The organism is Streptomyces sp. SAI-135 (assembly GCF_029893805.1).
Classification (GTDB): domain Bacteria; phylum Actinomycetota; class Actinomycetes; order Streptomycetales; family Streptomycetaceae; genus Streptomyces.
Window position 1 is genome coordinate 7,951,313 of record NZ_JARXYP010000002.1, and the last position, 19,237, is coordinate 7,970,549.

General features: G+C 71.4%; 14 protein-coding genes. 10 read left to right on the forward strand and 4 right to left on the reverse strand.

The annotated features are described in order from the left end of the window. Positions 1-19: 19 nt before the first annotated feature. The gene (locus tag M2163_RS40365; protein ID WP_280896494.1) at positions 20-502 is read left to right on the forward strand and encodes a GNAT family N-acetyltransferase; all 483 of its coding nucleotides are present in this window, start codon (positions 20-22) and stop codon (positions 500-502) included. Between the two features lie 10 nt (positions 503-512). Here M2163_RS40365 and M2163_RS40370 read toward each other — a convergent pair whose 3' ends face one another. Continuing rightward, entirely contained in the window at positions 513-1,856 is a 1,344-nt protein-coding gene (locus M2163_RS40370; RefSeq protein WP_280847919.1) for an amidase family protein, read from the reverse strand. A 250-nt stretch (positions 1,857-2,106) separates the two neighbouring features. On the opposite strand from M2163_RS40370, the gene M2163_RS40375 reads away from it, so the two are divergent. Together M2163_RS40375 and M2163_RS40380 are read left to right on the forward strand one after the other, a co-directional pair. Next, a complete protein-coding gene (locus tag M2163_RS40375; protein ID WP_280896495.1) occupies positions 2,107-3,927 on the forward strand; it encodes a family 20 glycosylhydrolase in 1,821 nt (606 codons plus the stop codon). Between the two features lie 11 nt (positions 3,928-3,938). After that, on the forward strand, positions 3,939-5,471 hold the full coding sequence (locus M2163_RS40380) for an alpha-L-fucosidase (RefSeq protein WP_280896496.1): 1,533 nt from the start codon (positions 3,939-3,941) through the stop codon (positions 5,469-5,471). Between the two features lie 147 nt (positions 5,472-5,618). On the opposite strand, the gene M2163_RS40385 is transcribed toward M2163_RS40380, so the two are convergent. Then, positions 5,619-6,629 carry a LacI family DNA-binding transcriptional regulator gene (locus tag M2163_RS40385; RefSeq protein WP_280897393.1) on the reverse strand — a complete coding sequence of 337 codons (1,011 nt, stop codon included), beginning with the start codon at positions 6,627-6,629 and terminating at the stop codon, positions 5,619-5,621. Between the two features lie 219 nt (positions 6,630-6,848). Here M2163_RS40385 and M2163_RS40390 point away from each other — a divergent pair, with 219 nt between their 5' ends. The 7 genes from M2163_RS40390 (at position 6,849) to M2163_RS40420 (ending at position 16,776) form a co-directional block, all read left to right on the forward strand. Beyond that, the gene (locus M2163_RS40390) at positions 6,849-8,141 is read left to right on the forward strand and encodes a sugar ABC transporter substrate-binding protein (RefSeq protein ID WP_280847916.1); all 1,293 of its coding nucleotides are present in this window, start codon (positions 6,849-6,851) and stop codon (positions 8,139-8,141) included. Between the two features lie 3 nt (positions 8,142-8,144). After that, the gene (locus tag M2163_RS40395; protein WP_280896497.1) at positions 8,145-9,083 is read left to right on the forward strand and encodes a sugar ABC transporter permease; all 939 of its coding nucleotides are present in this window, start codon (positions 8,145-8,147) and stop codon (positions 9,081-9,083) included. Then, on the forward strand, positions 9,080-9,910 hold the full coding sequence (locus M2163_RS40400) for a carbohydrate ABC transporter permease (protein ID WP_280896498.1): 831 nt from the start codon (positions 9,080-9,082) through the stop codon (positions 9,908-9,910). Before M2163_RS40395 ends, M2163_RS40400 begins: the two co-directional genes overlap by 4 nt. 28 nt (positions 9,911-9,938) lie before the next feature. Then, on the forward strand, positions 9,939-11,186 hold the full coding sequence (locus M2163_RS40405) for a cellulase family glycosylhydrolase (protein ID WP_280896499.1): 1,248 nt from the start codon (positions 9,939-9,941) through the stop codon (positions 11,184-11,186). Between the two features lie 13 nt (positions 11,187-11,199). Then, positions 11,200-13,191, forward strand: a complete 1,992-nt coding sequence (locus M2163_RS40410) for an endo-beta-N-acetylglucosaminidase (protein WP_280896500.1) — start codon at positions 11,200-11,202, stop codon at positions 13,189-13,191. Positions 13,192-13,240: 49 nt separating this feature from the next. Then, complete coding sequence (locus tag M2163_RS40415; RefSeq protein ID WP_280896501.1) at positions 13,241-16,258, forward strand: glycoside hydrolase family 38 C-terminal domain-containing protein; 3,018 nt, start codon at positions 13,241-13,243, stop codon at positions 16,256-16,258. Between the two features lie 137 nt (positions 16,259-16,395). Further along, complete coding sequence (locus tag M2163_RS40420; protein WP_280847909.1) at positions 16,396-16,776, forward strand: helix-turn-helix domain-containing protein; 381 nt, start codon at positions 16,396-16,398, stop codon at positions 16,774-16,776. An 18-nt stretch (positions 16,777-16,794) separates the two neighbouring features. On the opposite strand, the gene M2163_RS40425 is transcribed toward M2163_RS40420, so the two are convergent. Both M2163_RS40425 and M2163_RS40430 read right to left on the reverse strand, forming a co-directional pair. Beyond that, positions 16,795-17,634 (reverse strand): PIG-L family deacetylase, encoded by an 840-nt coding sequence (locus M2163_RS40425; protein WP_280896502.1) that lies wholly within the window; start codon positions 17,632-17,634, stop codon positions 16,795-16,797. Between the two features lie 809 nt (positions 17,635-18,443). Then, positions 18,444-19,145 (reverse strand): FadR/GntR family transcriptional regulator, encoded by a 702-nt coding sequence (locus tag M2163_RS40430; RefSeq protein ID WP_280847907.1) that lies wholly within the window; start codon positions 19,143-19,145, stop codon positions 18,444-18,446. Positions 19,146-19,237 lie beyond the last annotated feature (92 nt).

The following is a 19,237-nucleotide window of genomic DNA, read 5'->3' on the forward strand; positions in this document are numbered from 1 at the left end:
GCGTGCGAGACTCACGCCCATGCTGATCAGAGAAGCCGTGGCCGACGACTGGCCACGGATCTGGCCGTTCTGGCACCGGATCGTGGCCGCCGGCGAGACCTACGCCTGGGACCCCGACACCTCCGAAGAGGCCGCTCGCGCCCTGTGGATGAACCCGGCCAAGCGGGTCCACGTCGTCGAGGACGAGACCGGAGCGGTCGTCGCCTCCGCCTACGTCACCCCCAACTACGGTGGTCCGGCAGCCCGGATCGCCAACGCCGGCTTCATGGTCGACCCCGACCAGGGCGGCCGCGGCATCGGCCGCGCCCTCGCCGAGCACGTCCTGGCCACCGCCGCGGCGGACGGCTACCGGGGCATGGTGTTCAACGCCGTCGTGGAGACCAACCCGGCCGTGCGGCTGTGGACCTCGCTCGGCTTCACGATCCTCGGCACCGTGCCGGACGCCTTCGAGCACCCCCGGCACGGGCGGGTCGGCCTGCACGTCATGTACAAGGCCCTCTAGAGCACGGTGTTCAGTCGAGCGGTGCCGTCCGCCGCCACGGCCGCCGCCGCTCCAGCTCCTCCGCGACCCCCAGCAGCACCGCCTCCGACCCCGGCCGGCCCACCAGTTGTACGGCGGTGGGGGCGCCCGAGGGCAGAGTGCCGAACGGGACCGACATCGCCGGCCAGCCGGTGAGGTTCCAGGGCGGGGTCAGCGGCGAGTAGGCGGTGTTGGCCAGGACGTTGCGCAGCCAGCCCCGTTCGTGCCACGCCTCGGCCTTGGGGGAGCGGCGGGCCAGCGCCGGAAGCACCAGCACGTCGTGCTCGGCGAAGAACGGCTCCAGGCGCTCGCGCAGTTCCTGCCGGGCCCCGCCCTTGCGCACGCTCTTCACGAAGCGCCGGCCGATCGCCGCGTGCACCCGGGTGCGCCGGGCCAGCAGACGCGGGTCGAGCCCCTGGGCGTCCACCGACGTACCCGCCGTCCAGGTGGCGAGCGAGGTGACGCCCAGCGACAGCGGGTACGGCGGGTCGGCGCGCCGCACCTGGTGCCCGGCCTTGATCAGCAGCCCGGCCGCCTCGCGGACCGCCTGCGCGTACGGCGCGCTGACGGTGACCCCGGCGAGCGGGCTGCGCAGGGACACGGCGATGTCGAGAGTGGCGGACGCGTCCCGTCGTACGAACTCGGTGTCGGCGAGGACCGAGAGCAGCAGGCGGGCGTCCTCGACGGTGGTCGCGAGGGGGCCGTTCTCGGACATGCCGAACCAGTCGCCGTCGCTGATGCCCGCCGGCACCACCCCCGAGCCGGGCTTCAGCGTGACGAGGCCGCAGTTGGCCGCCGGGATGCGCAGGGAGCCCATGCCGTCGTTGCCGAGGGCGATCGGGACCAGGCCCGCGGCGACCGCGGCCGCGCTGCCGCCGGACGAGCCGCCGGCCGTGCGCGAGGTGTCCCAGGGGTTGCGGGAGGTGCCGTGGACGCCCTCCGTGGTGCCGAAGACGCACAGCTCCGGGACGTTCGTCAGCCCCACGACCACCGCGCCCGCGGCCCGCAGCCGGGCCACGACCTCATGGTCGGCGTCGGCGGGCGTGTCCGGGGTCGCGGTCGAGCCGACCCGGTTGGTCTCGCCGCGCACCGCGAGGTTGTCCTTGACGGCCACGGGCACCCCGGCCAGGGGCAGTTCGCCGAGGTCGCCGCGGGCGCCCACCTCGTCGGCCTCTGCCGGTGCCGCCTCGGCACGGACCACCCGGAACGCCCCGATCCGCCCGTCGAGCCTCTCGATCCGGGCGAGATGCTCGGCCACCACCTCCCGGGGGGTGGCCCGCTTCTCACGGACGGCTGCGGCGATCTCGGCGGCGGTACGGCCGACCCAGTTGGTCACGTGGCGCTCCTCGGGGCTACTGGCGAGTACGTAAGGAGAACTCTGCCCGGCTGCGGACGTCACGTCGAGAGCGTCCGGGCTTGGACATTCGTGTCGGTCTTCTTGGACTTTTCACGGCACGGAAGCCCTGAAGGGGCTCGCTGACGTGCAGGTCATCCGATCTCTGGCCCAACTGGGCTTCGGTTCAGCCCCGTTGACAGTGCTACTGGTGACCTCAATCATCAGCCATCCGATGAATGGGGAGTCGCTCATGAGGAAACGGCTGGGATTCGCCGTCGTCGTGGCGCTGCTGACGCTGTTCCTGGCGCCCGTGCCGGCGGTCGCCCGCCCGGACGCGGGACCACCGGTCACCGTGCCGGCCCTGGCCCGGTGGACTCCGGAGCCGGGCGCCTACGTCTACCGGCCCGGGGCCCGCCTGATAGCGGACGGCCCCGCCGAACGCCGGGTCGCCGCCACGCTCTCCGGTGATCTGCGGGCCGCCGGCCATGGCTCGGTCCCCGTCGTACGCGGCGGGGCCCGCGCCGGTGACATCGTTGTCGACATACGGCCGTCCCGGGCCTCCCTCGGCACCGAGGGCTACGAACTGCACTCCGGCACACGCCTGTCGATCACCGGAGCGACCGAGACCGGCGCCTTCTACGGCACCCGGACCCTCCTCCAGCTCCTCGCCCAAGGCGACCGGATCCCCGCCGGACGCACGGTCGACGTGCCGCGCTACAAGGAGCGGGGCGTGGGCGTGTGCGCCTGCTACATCCACATCTCGCTGCCCTGGCTGGAGAACCTCGTCCGCGAGATGGCCTACCACAAGCTCAACCAGCTGCTCGTGGAACTGAAGGTCAGGAGCGACACCCACCCCGAGGCCAACACCTGGGGCTACTACACCAAGGACGAGATACGCCGGCTCGTCGCCCTCGGCGACAAGTACCACGTGGAGATCATCCCCGAGATCAACTCCCCGGGGCACATCGACCCGTGGATCGAGAACCGCCCGGACCTCCAGCTGACCGACTCCGACGGCGTCAGGCAGCCCTCGCGCCTCGACATCACCCGGCAGGCGGCCTTCGACTACTACACGAGCCTGATGGACGAGTACGCCCAGGTCTTCACGGCGAAGTCCTGGCACATGGGCGCCGACGAGTACATGCTCGGCTCGGACTTCGCGAAGTACCCGCAGGTTCTCGAGTACGCGCGGGAGAAGTACGGTTCCGGCGCCACCCCCCAGGACGCCTTCGTCGACTTCGTCAACCGCGTCCACGACCACGCGGCGGACCAGGGCGTGCGGCTGCGCATCTGGAACGACGGGCTGACCGGCGCCAACACCGTGCCGGTGCGGACCGACACCACGGTCGAGCACTGGCTGAACGTCGCGGTCACGCCGAGCCGGCTCATCGCGCAGGGCTACTCGGTGATGAACTCCGCCTACTCGCTCTACCTGATCCGGGGCGGCTTCCACAGCGACACCGGGTCGCTGTACGAACGGAGTTGGGACCCGCGCAGCTTCGAGGGCGAGGAACTGGCCTCCTCCCGGGGCGTCACGGGCGCCAAGATCAGCCTGTGGCCGGACAACGGGCGGGGTGAGACCGAGAACGAGGTCGCCGTACGGCTGTGGCCCGCGTTGCGTCATGTCGCCCAGGCCACCTGGGGCGACCCGCACCCCGACGCCACCTACGCCGAGTTCGTGGCGCGAGGTACGGCGGTCGGACACGCGGCCGGACGGCGGGACCTGACCCGGGTGCCGGTCGCGGACGGGACGTACCGCTTCGGGCGGTCCTTCACGGCCACGGTCCGGCGCACCGCGGACGGGTACGTGACCTTGCGGTCGGCGGCCGGCTGTCTCGCGGTCAGCGGCGGAAGGCTCACGCTCAACGTGCCGCTCCAGCCCGGCGTCGAGGCGACCTGGGACAGCTGCGACGCCGCGAACACCCTGCAGCGCTGGGAGTTGAAGCCCGCGGCGGGCGGCCACCTGCTCGTCAACGCGATCACCCGGATGGCGCTCACCGTCACGGACGACGGCCGGCTCGTGCAGTACCCGCCCGACCAACGTGCCCCCGCAGTCTGGCACTTGAGCTGAGGAGCAGACCCATGACCCTCTCCAGACGCCTCTTCGTCACCGCCGCCGCCGGACTCGCCGTGACCGGTGTTCCCGGTCCGGCGGCGGCCCTGGCCGGTGACCGCGGCCGGCGCATCCCCGTCTCGCCGGACGACACCGAGGCGGACCTCGTCCGCAAGGCGTCCCAAGTCCGGCCCACCGCACGGCAGATCGCCTGGCAGCGCCTGGAGCGCACCGCGTTCCTGCACTTCGGCGTGAACACCTTCACCGGCCTGGAGTGGGGCACCGGCGACGAGGACCCGGACGTCTTCCAGCCGGCCCGCCTGGACACCGACCAGTGGGCGGCGGCCCTGAAGGACGGCGGCTTCAGACTGGCCGTCCTCACCGTCAAGCACCACGACGGCTTCGTCCTCCACCCCTCCCGCTACACCGGCCACTCGGTGGCGTCGAGCAGCTGGCGCAACGGCCAGGGGGACGTACTGCGGTCCTTCACCGACTCCATGCGGCGCTACGGCCTCAAGGTCGGCGTCTACATCTCGCCCGCCGACGAGAACCAGTACCTGCACGGGGTGTACGCCAACGGCAGCGCCCGCTCCCCGCGCACGATCCCGACCCTCGTGCCGGGCGACGACCGCGCACCGGACCGCTTCCACACCCTCGACGCCACCGACTACGGCGCCCACATGCTCAACACGCTGTACGAGGTCCTCACCGAGTACGGTCCCGTGGACGAGGTGTGGTTCGACGGCGCCCAGGGGCACATCCCGTCCGACAAGGTGGAGAGCTACGACTGGGACAGCTGGTACACCCTGGTGCGGGCCCTCGCCCCGGACGCGGCCATCGCCGTCACCGGTCCCGACCTGCGCTGGGTCGGCAACGAGAGCGGCATCGCGCGCGAGGACGAGTGGAGCGTGATCCCGGTCAAGGAGAACCAGTACGGCCGCACCGACTGGGCGCTGTCGTACGACACCCCCGACGAGGGCAGCCGGGCCGCGCTGGTGAAGGCGCAGCCGACGACCGACTACCTCCAGTGGTGGCCCGCCGAGTGCGACGTCTCCCTCCGCGACGGCTGGTTCTACCATGCCGGCCAGCAGCCCAAGTCGGTCGACGACCTGACGGAGATCTTCTTCGGTTCGGTGGGCCGCAACGCGGTGCTGCTGCTGAACGTCCCGCCGGACACCGACGGTCTTCTGCACGCCACGGACGTCGTCCGGCTGCGCGAGTTCCGTGAGCGCATCGACCGCGAGCTGCCCCGCGACCTGGCGCAGGGCGCCCGCAGGACCTCGGCGCCGGACCGCGTGACGCTGGACCTGGGCCGCGAGACGGAGGCCGACCGGATCCGTCTCGCGGAGGACATCCGGCACGGCCAGCAGGTGGAGAACTTCGTCGTCGAGGCCTTCCGCGACGGCACGTGGACGCAGGTCACGGCCGCCGGCACCATCGGCGCGAGCCGCATCCTGCGGCTGCCGGTTCCGGTGCGGGCCCGGAAGTGGCGGCTGCGGGTGACCCGGTCCCGCGGCGCCGTGCGGCCCGCGGGGTTCGGGCTGTACCGGTCGGAGGTCTGAGGGGGGCGGGAAGGACTCCTGCGCGGACGCGGACACCGCCTCACGCGCAGGTGTCGGCGCAGGCGCTTCCCGCAGAACTCCACGGTCATGTTCATCGACGCAGGCCGTGTCGGCGGTGTCGCCCCGGCGCCTGCCGTCGCCCCCGGCTCAGGCGCCCCGCGCAGCTCCGGTGCTGTCCCGCACGATCAGCCGCGGCACCGGCACGCGTACGGTCCGGGCCGGGCCGCCGTCCAGCAGGGCGGTCAGTTCCCTGGCAGCCGTGCGGCCGAACTCCACGCTGTCCCGGGACAGCGCCGACAGCCAGGGCTTGACCATGCGGCACAGTGCCGAGTCCTCCCAGGCCACCACCGACACGTCCCCGGGCACCGAGCGGCCCAGTTCGGTCGCGGCGGCCACTCCGGCGAGGGCCATCACGTCGTTGTCGTAGATCAGCGCGGTCGGGGGAGCGGGCGCCTCCAGGACCCGGCGGGTCACGGCCGCGCCCTCCGCGTCGGAGTAGTCGGTGGTCACCGACTTCACCCCGGTCAGCCCGCGCCGCCCGGCCTCCGTGCGCAGGGTGCGGATGCGGCGCTCGGTGTGGGCGAGACCCGGCAGGCCCGCGATGTGCACGATCCGCCGGTGGCCGAGCGCGTACAGCTCGTCCACGACTGCGGCCATCGCTCCGGCGTCGTCCGCCCAGACGGTCGACAGCCCCGGATGGCGTTCGTCGGGGGCGCCGCCGATCACCACACCCGGCAGTCCCAGTTCGTTGAGGACTCCGGTGCGGGGGTCGTCCGTGCGCGGGTCGACCACCAGGACACCGTCGACCCGGTGCTCGGCCCACCAGCGCCGGTAGACCGCGCACTCGTCCTCGACGTCCTCCACCACCTGGAACAGCAGCCCGAGATGACGCTCCGCCAGCACCTCCTGTATCCCCGAGACGAGTTGCAGGAAGAACGAGTCGACGCCGAGCGTCTCGGCGGGGCGGGCCAGGACGAAGCCGACCGTGGCCGCGCCCTCGCCGGACAGCGCGCGGGCCGCGGTGCTGGGGCGCCAGCCGAGTTCCTCGGCGACCTGCCGCACCCGGTCGCGGGTGTCCTCGGACACCCCGGGGCGGCCGTTCAACGCGAAGGAGACCGCGCTCTGGGAGACCCCGGCCCGCCGCGCGATGTCCTTCATCGTGGGTCTGCGGACCGGTGACCGCTTGCCTGACACGCTGTTTCCCCCATCTCCGCAGGTTCGTCCGGACAGTATGCACTAATGCGGTTCAGCTCCGTCAACCTAATGCGCATTAGTCACTAAACAAATTAGCTGTGCGATATGCATTGACGGGCCTGTGGAGGGGCGTGCAGGGTCTCCGTCGTTGACCAACTCCGCCGCAAAGGAGAACGGTTCGCCGTGCCCATTTCCCGCAGAACCCTCGCCGCCGCTGCCGCCGCCTGTCTCCTCGTGCCGCTGAGCGCGTGCGGCTCCGGGGGCGACGACACAGGCTCGTCCGACGCCTCCGGAAAGATCGAGGGCGACATCACCTTCCAGACCTGGAACCTCCGGGCGAACTTCAAGGACTATTTCGAGGGCTTGATCACCGACTTCGAGAAGAAGTACCCCGGCACCAAGGTCAAGTGGGTCGACCAGCCCGCCGAGGGCTACGCCGACAAGATCAGCGCCGACGCCGCGGGCGGCACCCTGCCCGACGTCGTCAACGTCTCCCCCGACCTGGTCGCACCCCTGGCCAAGGCCGGCCTCGCGCTCGACCTCGACCAGGCGGCCGGACAGTACAAGAAGGAGTACCTGGACGGCGCCTGGGCCAGCCATCAGATACCGGGCATGACCGGTACGTACGCCTTCCCCTGGTACCTCAACACCGGCCCGCTCTTCTACAACAAGACCCTCTTCAGGCAGGCCGGCCTCGACCCCGACCAGCCGCCGAAGACGTACGACGACCTCTTCACCGACGCGCTCGAACTGGCGGAGAAGAGCGACGGCAAGGTCGCCACCCTCGCCAACGTGCCCACCATCGAGGACTTCGGCCGCTACGGGGTCCCGCTCATGAACGACGAGGGCACCGCCTTCGCCTTCAACGACAGCAAGGGCGTCGAACTCCTCACCAAGTACAAGGAGTTGTACGACGCCAAGGCGCTCGACCCGCAGGCGCTCACCGCCACGCCCGAGTCCTCCGGCAAGAAGTTCCTCACCGGAGCAGTCGCCATGAACCCCGGCAGCGCCCTGGACCTCGGCAACTTCAAGAAGCAGGCGCCGAACCTGTACAAGAACATCGGCATCACCGACCAGATCACCAGCACCGGGCACGTCAACATGTACGTGATGGGCGTGATGGTGAACGCGCAGACCAAGAAGAAGGCCGCCTCCGTCGCCTTCGCGCACTACGTCACCGACGCCGAGCACCAGATGTCCTTCGCGAAGAAGGTCGCCATCTTCCCGAGCACCGCCGGATCGCTGGACGACCCGTACTTCACCAAGGAGGACGGCACGGACGAGACGCGGGTGCGGATCGCCGCCGCCAAGTCCCTGAAGAACGCGGTCAACTACACGCCCGTGCTGTTCAGCGAGCAGATGAAGACGGCCCTGCGCAACGAGGTCGCCAAGGCGCTCCAGGGCAAGGAAAGCCCCAAGGAAGCTCTCGACAACGCTGTCAAGGCGTGCGACACGCTGCTCCAGCAGCAGGGATGACCAATGTCCTCGTCCACCGTCCCCCGGGTCCGGCCCGACAGCCGCGCGCCCGACGTCCCCCGCGGGCGTCGGGTGCGGCGCCAACTGCCGACCAGTCCCTGGCTGTTCGCCGCACCCGGGCTGATCGTCATCGGCGCCTTCATCCTGTACCCGTTCGTCTCCACGCTGGTGAACGCCTTCACCGACAAGCGCACCCTGATCCCGGGCGAGTTCGTCGGCCTCGCGAACTTCCGTGAGCTGCTGCACGACGACATGTTCTGGATCGGTCTGCGCAACAGCACGCTCTACGTCCTCGGAGTCGTGCCCGCGCTGGTGATCCTGCCGCTGCTGCTCGCCCTGCTGGTCCAGAAGAACATCCCCGGCATCACCTTCTTCCGGTCCGCCTTCTACACCCCGGTCGTCGCGTCGATCGTCGTGGTCGGACTCATCTGGGTGTGGCTCCTCGACGAACGTGGCCTGATCAACTCGCTGCTGGAGTCCGTCGGAGTCGGCCGGATCGGCTTCCTGAGCGACCAGTGGCTGCTCCTGCTGAGCGCCATGGCCGTCACGGTGTGGAAGGGCCTCGGCTACTACATGATCATCTATCTGGCCGCGTTGGCGAACGTGCCGCGCGAGCTGCACGAGGCCGCCGCGGTCGACGGGGCCGGAGCCGTCCGCCGGTTCGTCACGGTGACGGTGCCCGCGGTCCGCTCGACCATGGCGCTCGTCGGGGCGTTGTCCTCGGTCGCCGCCTTCAAGGTGTTCTCCGAGGTCTACCTGATGGCCGGCCCGAGCGGCGGACCGGCCGGCGAGGACACCACCCTCGTGATGCTGGTCCAGCGCACCGGCACCGGACTCACCGGCCGGGTCGGCTACGCGTCCGCCATCTCGATCGTGGTCTTCGTCGTCACCGTGGCACTGATGCTGCTCGTGCTGCGCGCCGACCGGAGGGCGGAGTCGTGACCCGGGTGCGCAAGCGCGAACTGGTGCTGCGGTACGCCCTGTTGCTCGCCGTCCTCGCCCTGACCACCGGCCCCTTCCTCTGGCAGCTGTCGACCTCGCTCAAAGGACCCACCGAGGACATCTACAGCTCCCCGCCGAGCTTCCTGCCCCAGCACCCCACCCTGCACAACTACGAGCGGGTCTCCGACACCATCCCGGTCTGGGACTACGCCCTCAACTCCCTGAAGGTCGCCACCGCCAACGTCGTGACCAACTGCGCCGGTTCTGCCCTCGCCGGCTACGCCCTGGCCCGACTGCGCTACCGGGGCCGCCGCGCGGCCACGCTCGCCTTCGTCCTGGCGATGCTTGTGCCGGTGGAGGGCATCATCATCGCCCAGTTCACCACCATGCGGGAGCTCGGCCTCAACAACACCCTGATCGGTGTGGTCCTGCCGGGCTGCATCGGAGCGATGAACGTCCTGCTGATGCGCAACGCCTTCCTCAACCTGCCCTACGAGATCGAGGAGGCGGCCTACGTCGACGGCGCCAACGTCTGGCAGCGGTTCCTGCGGATCGCCCTGCCGTCGGTGAAGGGCACGGTGGCCGTCGTCGCGATCTTCGCCTTCATGGGTGCCTGGGACGACTTCCTGTGGCCGCTGATCGTGCTGAGCGACCCGTCGAAGTTCACGCTGACCATCGGACTCAACTACCTGCACGGCACCTTCGCCAACGACGAACGGCTCGTAGCCGCCGGCACGGTCATCGCCGTGGCCCCGCTGATCGCCCTTTTCGCCTGCCTCCAGCGGTACTTCTTCCGCGGGGTCGGCGAGGGCGCGGTCAAGGGCTGAACGAACCCCCAGAGCCAAGGATCCCCGTATGCCTTCTGCCGTGCGCTTCGGCGTCAACTACACCCCGAGCCAGGGGTGGTTCCACCACTGGCTCGACTTCGACCTCGACTCCGTCCGCGCCGACCTCGACTCCGTCGCCGCCCTGGGCCTGGACCACATCCGGGTCTTCCCGCTGTGGCCGTACTTCCAGCCGAACCGCGCCCTGATCCGGCAGCGGGCCGTGGCGGACCTCGTGCGGCTCGTCGACGCCGCCGCCGAGCGCGGTCTCGACGTCAACGTCGACGGCCTCCAGGGGCACTTGAGCAGCTTCGACTTCCTGCCCGCCTGGACCCGGACCTGGCACCGCCGCAACCTCTTCACCGACCCGCAGGTCATCGAGGGCCAGGCCGCCTATCTGCGCACCCTCGCGACGGCACTGGCGGACCGGCCCAACTTCCTCGGCATGACCCTCGGCAACGAGGTCAACCAGTTCTCCGCGGGCCCCCACCCCGACCCGGACCGGGCCACCTCCGAGCAGATCGACGCCTGGCTCACCCGCATGCTGGCCGCCTGCGAGGAGGGCGCTCCCGGCAGGCTGCACCTGCACGCCGAGTACGACGCCACCTGGTACCAGGACGACCAGCCCTTCACCCCCGCCCAGGCCGCCCGCCACGGCGCCGTCACCGCGGTGCACTCCTGGGTCTTCAACGGCACCGCCCAGCGCCACGGCCGCACCTCCGTCCCGGCCGAGCACCACGCCGCCTACCTCGTCGAACTCAGCAAGGCCTGGGCCGACGACCCGCACCGGCCGGTCTGGCTCCAGGAGGTCGGCGCCCCCGCACCCCTGGTCCCGCCCGAGCACGCGGCCGCCTTCACCGAGGCCACGATCGCCAACGCCCTGGACTGCCCCGACCTGTGGGGCATCACCTGGTGGTGCTCCCACGACGTGTCCCGGGAACTGGCCGACTTCCCGGAACTGGAGTACGGACTCGGCCTGTTGACCAACGACCGCAGACCGAAGGACACCGCCCGGGTCCTGGAACGTGCGGCCCGGGCGGGCTCGGCCGCACCCGAACGCCGTACGACCGCACTCGTCGTCCCCGCCGACCCCGCCTCCCGCTCGCTCTGCGCGCCCGGCGGGCCCGTCTTCGACGCGTACTTCCGGCTGGTCGCCGACGGCGTCCGCCCCACCACCGTCCTCGACACCCGCGCCACCGACCGGGACCACCTGGCCGCGCGCTCCATCACCGAGGTCGTCACATCCGATCAGGTACTCCCACCCCACAAGGACCACTAGGAGGCACCCGCTCGTGAACCCCACCAGACGCACCGTCCTGCTCGCCGCGACCGCGGCGGCGCTGCTCCCCGCGCTGCCCGCGAAGGCGGCGACGGCGACCGCGCTCCAGCCGTACGCCACCTACTGGTACCCGGACTCCCTGCCCTCCGGCAGCCCCGGCACCGGCATCACCTGGCGCAGCCTGAAGACCTGGCGGGCGGCCGAGGACGCCGACCTCGCCTTCAACGCGGCCGCCGTGCCGCTCGCCGGCCGCTTCACCCCGACGCCCGCCAACCCGACGGCCCGGGCCGACCAGGCACGCATCCAGTCGCTGGTCTCCTTCGGGCCCACGGCCGGCAACCCCTCGCAGGGCTCGGCCACGTCCGACTACTACGCCTTCGGGCACTGGGCCTACGTCGACGAACTGGTCTTCTGGGGCGGCTCGTCCGGCGAGGGGCTGATCCTCGCGCCGAACGCCCCGATCGTGGACGCCGCCCACCGGCACGGCGTGCCCGTCCTCGGCAACATCTTCCTGCCACCGGCCGCCTACGGCGGACAGTTGCAGTGGACCCGGGACCTGGTGCAGAAGGACGCGGCCGGCCGGTACCCGCTGGCGGACCGGCTCGTCGCGGTCGCCACGGCGTACGGCTTCGACGGATGGTTCGTCAACGCGGAGACCGGCGGAGGGGACGCGGCTCTCGGGGCGGACATGCTCGGCTTCGTACGGGAGTTGAAGGCCCTGTCCGCGGCGAGGGGGCAGCGGGTCACCTGGTACGACTCGATGACCGTGAACGGGACGGTGAGCTGGCAGGGCGCGCTGAACAGCCGCAACCAGGCGTTCTTCGAGGCCGCGGACGACATGTTCGTCGACTTCCGGTGGACGGCGTCCAGTCTGGCCTCGTCGGGCACCCTCGCCCAGCAACTCGGGCGCAACCGGTACGAGTTGTGGGCGGGCGTGGACGTGGAGGCGAACGGCTGGAACACCTCCGAGAACTGGGACGCGATCGTGCCGGGGGACAGCCCGCACGTGACCTCGATCGGGTTGTACCGGCCGGAGTGGACCCGCAACCACCTGCCCGCCGACCAGCGGTCGCCGCGCGACTTCCACGCGGCCGACGACCGCTTCTGGACCGGCAGGTCGCTCGACCCGTCCCGCCCGGACGCCACCGACCCCTGGCACGCCCCGGCGGTGTCGGTCGCCGACCGGTCGACGGTCACGGCGGTGCCGTTCGCGAGCGTGTTCAACACCGGGCACGGGCTGCGGTGGTACGAGGAGGGCGTGGTCACCTCGGACACGCCCTGGAACCATCTCGGGCTGCAGGACCGGCTGCCCTCGCGGCAATGGATCGTGCGGACGCGGGGCACGCGGCCGGCCGTCTCCTTCGACTTCGCGGACGCCTGGCGGGGCGGCAGCAGCGTGCTCGTGGACGGCGTGCTGGACGAGCCGGTCACCGTGGACCTGTACGCCGTACGGCTGCCGGTCAGCGGTGACACCGTGGTCGAACTGACCCACCGGACCGACGAGGGCGAGGTGGGCGTCGAGCTCGCCGTGGCCACCGCCGAGCCCGGCGCGCCGGGCGAGACACCGCCGTACACCTATCTGCCCGTGGCCGCAGGCGACGGCTGGCGGACCTCGACCGTACGGCTGACCGGGCTCGCCGGGTCCGTCCACGCGCTCGGCGTGCGGCTCACCGGCACCGGCACGCTGAAGTGGCGGCTCGGCTCCATCGCGGTGTACGACACCCCCCGCACCCCCGGCCCGCCGACCGGCCTGCGCGTCACCGCGGCCAGTGGCGGCGACCTGCGCCTCGCCTGGAACCCCGCCCCGGGTGCCGTACGCCACTACACCCTGCACCGGCTCCTGCCCGACGGCACCCGGCGCTTCCTCGGCGGCACCTGCCAGCGCGCCTTCTTCGTCCCCGGCCTGCGCCCTGAACAGGGCGAGCGGCGGGCGCGGTTGGAGCTGCGTGCCGTGGGGGAGCTCTACACCTCGTCGGCCCCCGTGACGGTCACCCATCCCTGGTGACCGCGTGACCCACCTCTGGTAACCCCCGGAATCCTGGAGAGCACCCCGCATGCATGACGACCGCAGCCTGGTCGAGGCCCGCCTCAAGCGCGTCCTCGACGAGCGCCTCCGCCCCGCCGTGTACCCCGAGTCCGTGCCGCTTGAGGTGGCGGTGTGGCACGCGCCCGACGAACCGGTGCCCGTCGCCGAGGGCCTGGCGGCCGAGCCGGAGCCCATCGCGGTGGGCGCCCGGTGGGGTGCTCCCTGGGGCACCAGCTGGTTCCGCGTCACCGGGACCGTCCCGAAGGAGTGGGCCGGCAGGACCGTGGAGGCGATCCTGGACCTCGGCTTCGACGAGAACATGCCCGGCTTCCAGTGCGAGGGCCTCGTCTACCGGCCCGACGGCACCCCCGTGAAGGGCCTGAACCCGCGCAACCAGTGGGTGCGGATCGGCGCACCCGTCGAGGGCGGCGAGGAGGTCCGCCTGCACGTCGAGGCCGCCTCCAACCCCGTCATCCTCGACTACCACCCCTTCCTGCCCACGCAGTTGGGCGACAAGGAGACCGCGGGCAGCGAACCGCAGTACCGGCTGGCGCGCATGGACCTCGCCGTCCTCGACGAGACCGTGTGGCAGCTGGTGCTCGACCTGGAGGTGCTCGGCGAGCTGATGGCCGAACTGCCGGTGGAGTCGGGGCGCCGCTGGGAGATCCTGCGGGCGGTCGAGAAGGCTCTGGACGCGCTGGACCTCCAGGACGTGAACGGCACGGCGGCCCAGGCGCGCGTACGGCTGGAGACGGTCCTGTCCGAGCCCGCCGTGCCCTCCGCCCACCGCATCAGCGCCGTCGGCCACGCCCACATCGACTCGGCGTGGCTGTGGCCGCTGCGCGAGACGGTCCGCAAGGTGGCCCGGACCACCTCCAACATGACCGCGCTGCTCGACGACGAGCCGGAGTTCGTGTTCGCCATGTCCCAGGCCCAGCAGTGGGCGTGGGTGCGCGACCACCGGCCCGAGGTGTGGGCACGGGTGAAGAAGGCCGTGGCCGACGGGCGCTTCGTGCCCGCCGGCGGCATGTGGGTCGAGTCGGACACCAACATGCCGGGCTCGGAGGCGATGGCCCGTCAGTTCGTGCACGGCAAGCGGTTCTTCCTCGACGAGTTCGGCATCGAGAATCAGGAGGCGTGGCTGCCCGACACCTTCGGGTTCGCCGCCGGACTGCCGCAGATCATCAAGGCGGCCGGCTCCAAGTGGCTGCTGACGCAGAAGATCTCCTGGTCCCAGACGAACAAGTTCCCCCACCACACCTTCCAGTGGGAGGGCATCGACGGCACGCGGATCTTCACCCACTTCCCGCCCGTCGACACCTACAACTGCTCCATGAAGGGCAGCGAGATCGCCCACGCGGCGAAGAACTTCAAGGACAAGGGGGTCGCCCGGCACTCCCTCGCCCCCACCGGCTGGGGGGACGGGGGCGGCGGCACGACCCGGGAGATGATCGCCAAGGCGGCCCGGCTGCGCGACCTCGAAGGCTCGGCGACCGTGGCCTGGGAGACCCCGGCGGAGTTCTTCGAGAAGGCCGAGGCCGAGTACCCCGAACCACCGGTGTGGGTCGGCGAGCTGTACCTGGAGCTCCACCGCGCCACCCTCACCAGCCAGGCCAAGACGAAGCAGGGCAACCGCCGCAGCGAACACCTCCTGCGCGAGGCCGAGCTGTGGGCGGCGACGGCGGCCGTGCGGGCCGGATTCCCCTACCCGTACGAGGAGTTGGACCGCATCTGGAAGACGGTTCTGCTGCACCAGTTCCACGACATCCTGCCCGGGTCCTCGATCGCCTGGGTGCACCGCGAGGCCCGGCGCACCTACGAGCGGCTCGCGGACGAGCTGAACGCCCTCATCGACGCGGCCCAGCGCGCACTGGCGGGGGAGGGGGGCCAGGAGCTGCTCTTCAACTCCGCACCCCACGCCCGTGGCGGGGTCGCGGCGGGCGGCGCCGGAACCGCGGTCGTCGAGGGCCGCACGACGGTGACCGGGCGCCCCGGCGGCGGACACGTCCTGGACAACGGCATCCTGCGGATCCAGATCGACGCGCGGGGCCTGGTCGTCTCCGCGTACGACATCGAAGCCGACCGGGAGACCATCGCACCGGACCGGGCAGGGAACCTCCTCCAACTCCACCCGGACTTCCCGAACATGTGGGACGCGTGGGACGTGGACGAGTTCTACCGCCACACCGTCACCGATCTCACCGACGTGGACGAGATCACCCCCGAGGGCCCGCACGGGGTGCGGATCACCAGGACCTTCGGCGCCTCCCGCGTCACCCAGCTCCTGTCGCTGGCGCCGGGGGAGCGGCGGCTGCTGGTGGACACCGAGGTCGACTGGCACGAGACGGAGAAGTTCCTCAAGCTCGCCTTCCCGCTCGACCTGCACGCCGAACGGTACGCGTCGGAGACGCAGTTCGGGCACTTCCACCGGCCCACGCACACCAACACCTCCTGGGAGGCGGCGAAGTTCGAGGCCTGCAACCACCGTTTCGTACACCTGGAGGAGCCCGGCTGGGGCGTGGCGGTCGTCAACGACTCGACGTACGGCCACGATGTGACCCGGACCGTGCGCACGGACGGCGACCGGGGCACGACCACCACGGTCCGGGCGTCCCTGCTGCGCGCCCCGCGCTTCCCCGACCCGGAGACCGACCAGGGCGTCCACCGCTTCCGGCACGCCCTGGTGCCGGGGGCCGGGATCGGGGACGCGGTGCGCGAGGGATGGCGGATCAACCTGCCGGAGCGGTCCGTACGCGGCTCCGCGGAGGTCGCTCCGCTGGTGAGCGTCGACCAGGACGCGGTCGTCGTCACGGCCGTGAAGCTGGCCGACGACGGCAGCGGCGACGTGGTGGTCCGCTTCCACGAGGCGCACGGCGGACGGGCGCGGGCCACCGTCAGGGCGGACTTCGAGGTCACCGGGGTCACGGCCACGGACCTGCTGGAACGCCCGTCGGACGATGCTCCCGCGCTGCGGCGGGAGGGGAACGAGGTCTCCCTGCGGCTGCGGCCGTTCGAACTGGTCACGCTGCGGTTCACGCGGGCCTGAGCGGCGGGGGGCGGGCAGCCGGCCCGCCCCTCCAACCCACCCGACGGGGAGCCCGCTGTCACTTGTGGTTACTCGGGAACTGTAGGAGAGTGCGCTTTGACCTGGACGAACGCTCTTTTCGGTGACTGGGGGACCTGATGGGGACCAGAGAGTTCACGGGCTCGCCCGAGGACGCGGACCTGAGGCGCGCCGACTCGCTGGCGCGCGAGATCTTCTCGGACGTCGCCAACAAGTGGGCGTTCCTGATCATCGAGGCGCTCGGGGAGCGCACCCTGCGCTTCAGCGAGTTGCGCGACGAGGTGGAGGGCGTCAGCCACAAGATGCTCACCCAGAACCTGCGCATGCTGGAGCGCTACGGCCTCGTCGACCGCAAGGTGCACCCCACCGTGCCGCCGCGGGTGGAGTACACCCTCACCGAGCCGGGCCGGGCCCTGCGGGCCACGGTCGACGGCATGTGCGGCTGGACCCACCAGTACCTCGGGCACATCGAGGCCGCCCGGCGCCGCTTCGACGGGTGACGGGCCGGCCCCGGGCGGCTACTCCGAGCGCAGCCCGGCGAAGAGGTCGTTCTCGGGTACGGCCGCTCCGGTGGTGTCCCGCACCCGTACGAAGGTCTCCACACCCATCAGCTCGCCGAACCGCTCCTTGCCCATCTTGAGGAAGAAGATGTTCTCGCCCTGGCTGGCGTGCGCCGCCAGCGCGTCGAACTTCTGACCGCTGAAGCCGGTCGTGTCCACCCACGTGGTGACCTCGTCGTCGGGCAGGCCGATCTCGGCCGGCGCGGCGGCCTCGGCGGGTTCCGGCTCGGGCACGTCCTCACCGAACTCGCGCATGACCTCGCCGAACCGCTGCATCATCGAGTGGGGCATCGTCGTCCAGTACACCTTCGGTGTCAGCTCGGTCATCTCCAGCGCCGCCATCGTGATGCGGTGGGCCTGGATGTGGTCGGGATGCCCGTAGAAGCCGTTCTCGTCGTAGGTGACGACCACATCGGGGCGGTAGTGCCGCATGAGTTCCGCGAGGCGGGCCGCGCCCTCCTCGACGGGGGTCCGCCAGAAGGATCCGGGGGCGTCGTTGCTCGGCCAGCCCATCATCCCGGAGTCGGCGTAGTCCAGCATCTCCAGGTCGCTGATCTTCAACACCTCACAGCTCGCCTCCAGTTCCTGCCGGCGCAGCAGGGCGACGGCCGCCGGATCGTGGCCGGGATCGCCCGGCTTGACACCCCCCGGCCCGTCACCGCATCCACCGTCGGTACAGGTCACGAGTACCGTGCGGACGCCTTCCGCCGCGTACCGCGCGAGGACCCCTCCGGTTCCGGTGGCCTCGTCGTCGGGGTGAGCGTGCACGGCCATGAGCGTCAGGGGTCGGTCGGTCATGGGAACAGTCCTCCTGCGGAAACACGTCTGGATGCGGGTGCGGCGGGTGCACCCCGATTCCGGGGCGCGGCTGCCGACGGGGCGCAGGACCTGATGATCTCCGTGTCCCCCGCCCGGCGACGCCGGTCCCCTGGTCGGTGCAACCGCGCCGGCCGGACCGGGTGTTCCCGCTGGGGCGCTTGATTTCCGCGGCGCGCCCGTGCAGTCACCCGGCCGGGGGTGGAGGCGTCGTCGTCGCGCGGGTGGCCACGGCGGGCGTCTCCACGAGCTGATCCAGCGTGGTGCCCAGGGGCGCGGGCGAGGGTGACGAACTGGTCCGCGGCGAGCCGACGCCGGCCGACCTCGATCACTCGCCCGGCGTTCGGGCCTCTTGGTCTGGCGGCTCGCCTACGGTTCCGGGTCCTCGTCCTCGGGGTCCAGTGGCTCGCCTGCCGTTCCGGTTTCCCGTGGTCTGGTGGCTCGCCCACCGTTCAGGTCTCCGAGGTCCGCTGGCCCGCCCGGCGTCGGGCTCCCGTGGTCTTGTGGCTCGTCTGCCGTTCCGGGTCCTTGGCCCGGTGGCTCGCCCGCCGTTCAGGTCTCCGAGGTCCGCTGGCCCGCCCGGCGTCGGGCCCCCGTGGTCTGGTGGCTCGCATACGGTTCCGGTTCCTTGGTCCGCCGGGTCGCCTACGGTTCCGGGTCCTCGTGGTCCGGTGACTTGCCTACCGCGCAGGTCCCCGTGGTCGAGTGGCTCGCCCACCGTTCCGGTTCCCCGAGGTCCGATGGCTCGCCTACCGGGCCGGCCCCCCGAGGTCCGATCGCCCGCCCGCCCTTCACGCCCCGAGCTGTGCCCGCAGCCACTCCTCCACCTCGCCGACATGCGCGGCCGCTGCCGCCCGGGCCGCCTCCGGGTCGTGGGCGACGAGGGCGCGGTGGATCGCCGCGTGCTCGCGCCGCGTGCGTTCGAAGGCGCCCTCCTCCTGGTAGCCGCGCCAGACGCGGGCGCGGAAGGTGCGCGAGGACAGGCCCTCCAGGATCGCGGCCATCGTGTCGTTGCCGGCGGCCACCGCGATCTCGCGGTGGAAGGCCAGGTCGTGGGCGAGGATCTGCTCCGGGTCGTCGGTGGCGTTCATGGCCGTGAGGTGCTTCTCCACCTCGGCGAGCTGGTCGGGGGTGATCCGGGCCGCGGCCAGCGCGGTCGCCGTCGACTCCAGGATCCGGCGGACCTCCAGGAGCTCCACCAGGCGCGGCCCCCGGGAGAGGTCGGCGACCACACCGAAGGTCTCCAGCAGGTCGCCGGCCTCCAGCTGGGTGACGTAGATCCCCGAGCCGTGCCGCGCCTCCAGCACCCCCAGGACCGTCAGCGCCCGGATCGCCTCCCGCATCGAACTGCGGGAGATGCCCAGCTGGACCGCCAGATCACGCTCGGTCGGCAGCCGCTGGCCCGGTTCCAGCCGGCCCTCGCCGATCATCGCCTTGATCTGCTCGATGGCGCGCTGCGTCACGGTGCCCTTCTGGGGGGCTGTCTCGTCCACGCCACTCCTCCGCTCACCGGCTGCCACTCACCGGGTGCGCCGAGTCTAGCCGCCGATGTGGTCGGACCACTATGGCCGGAAGACGGGAAAAT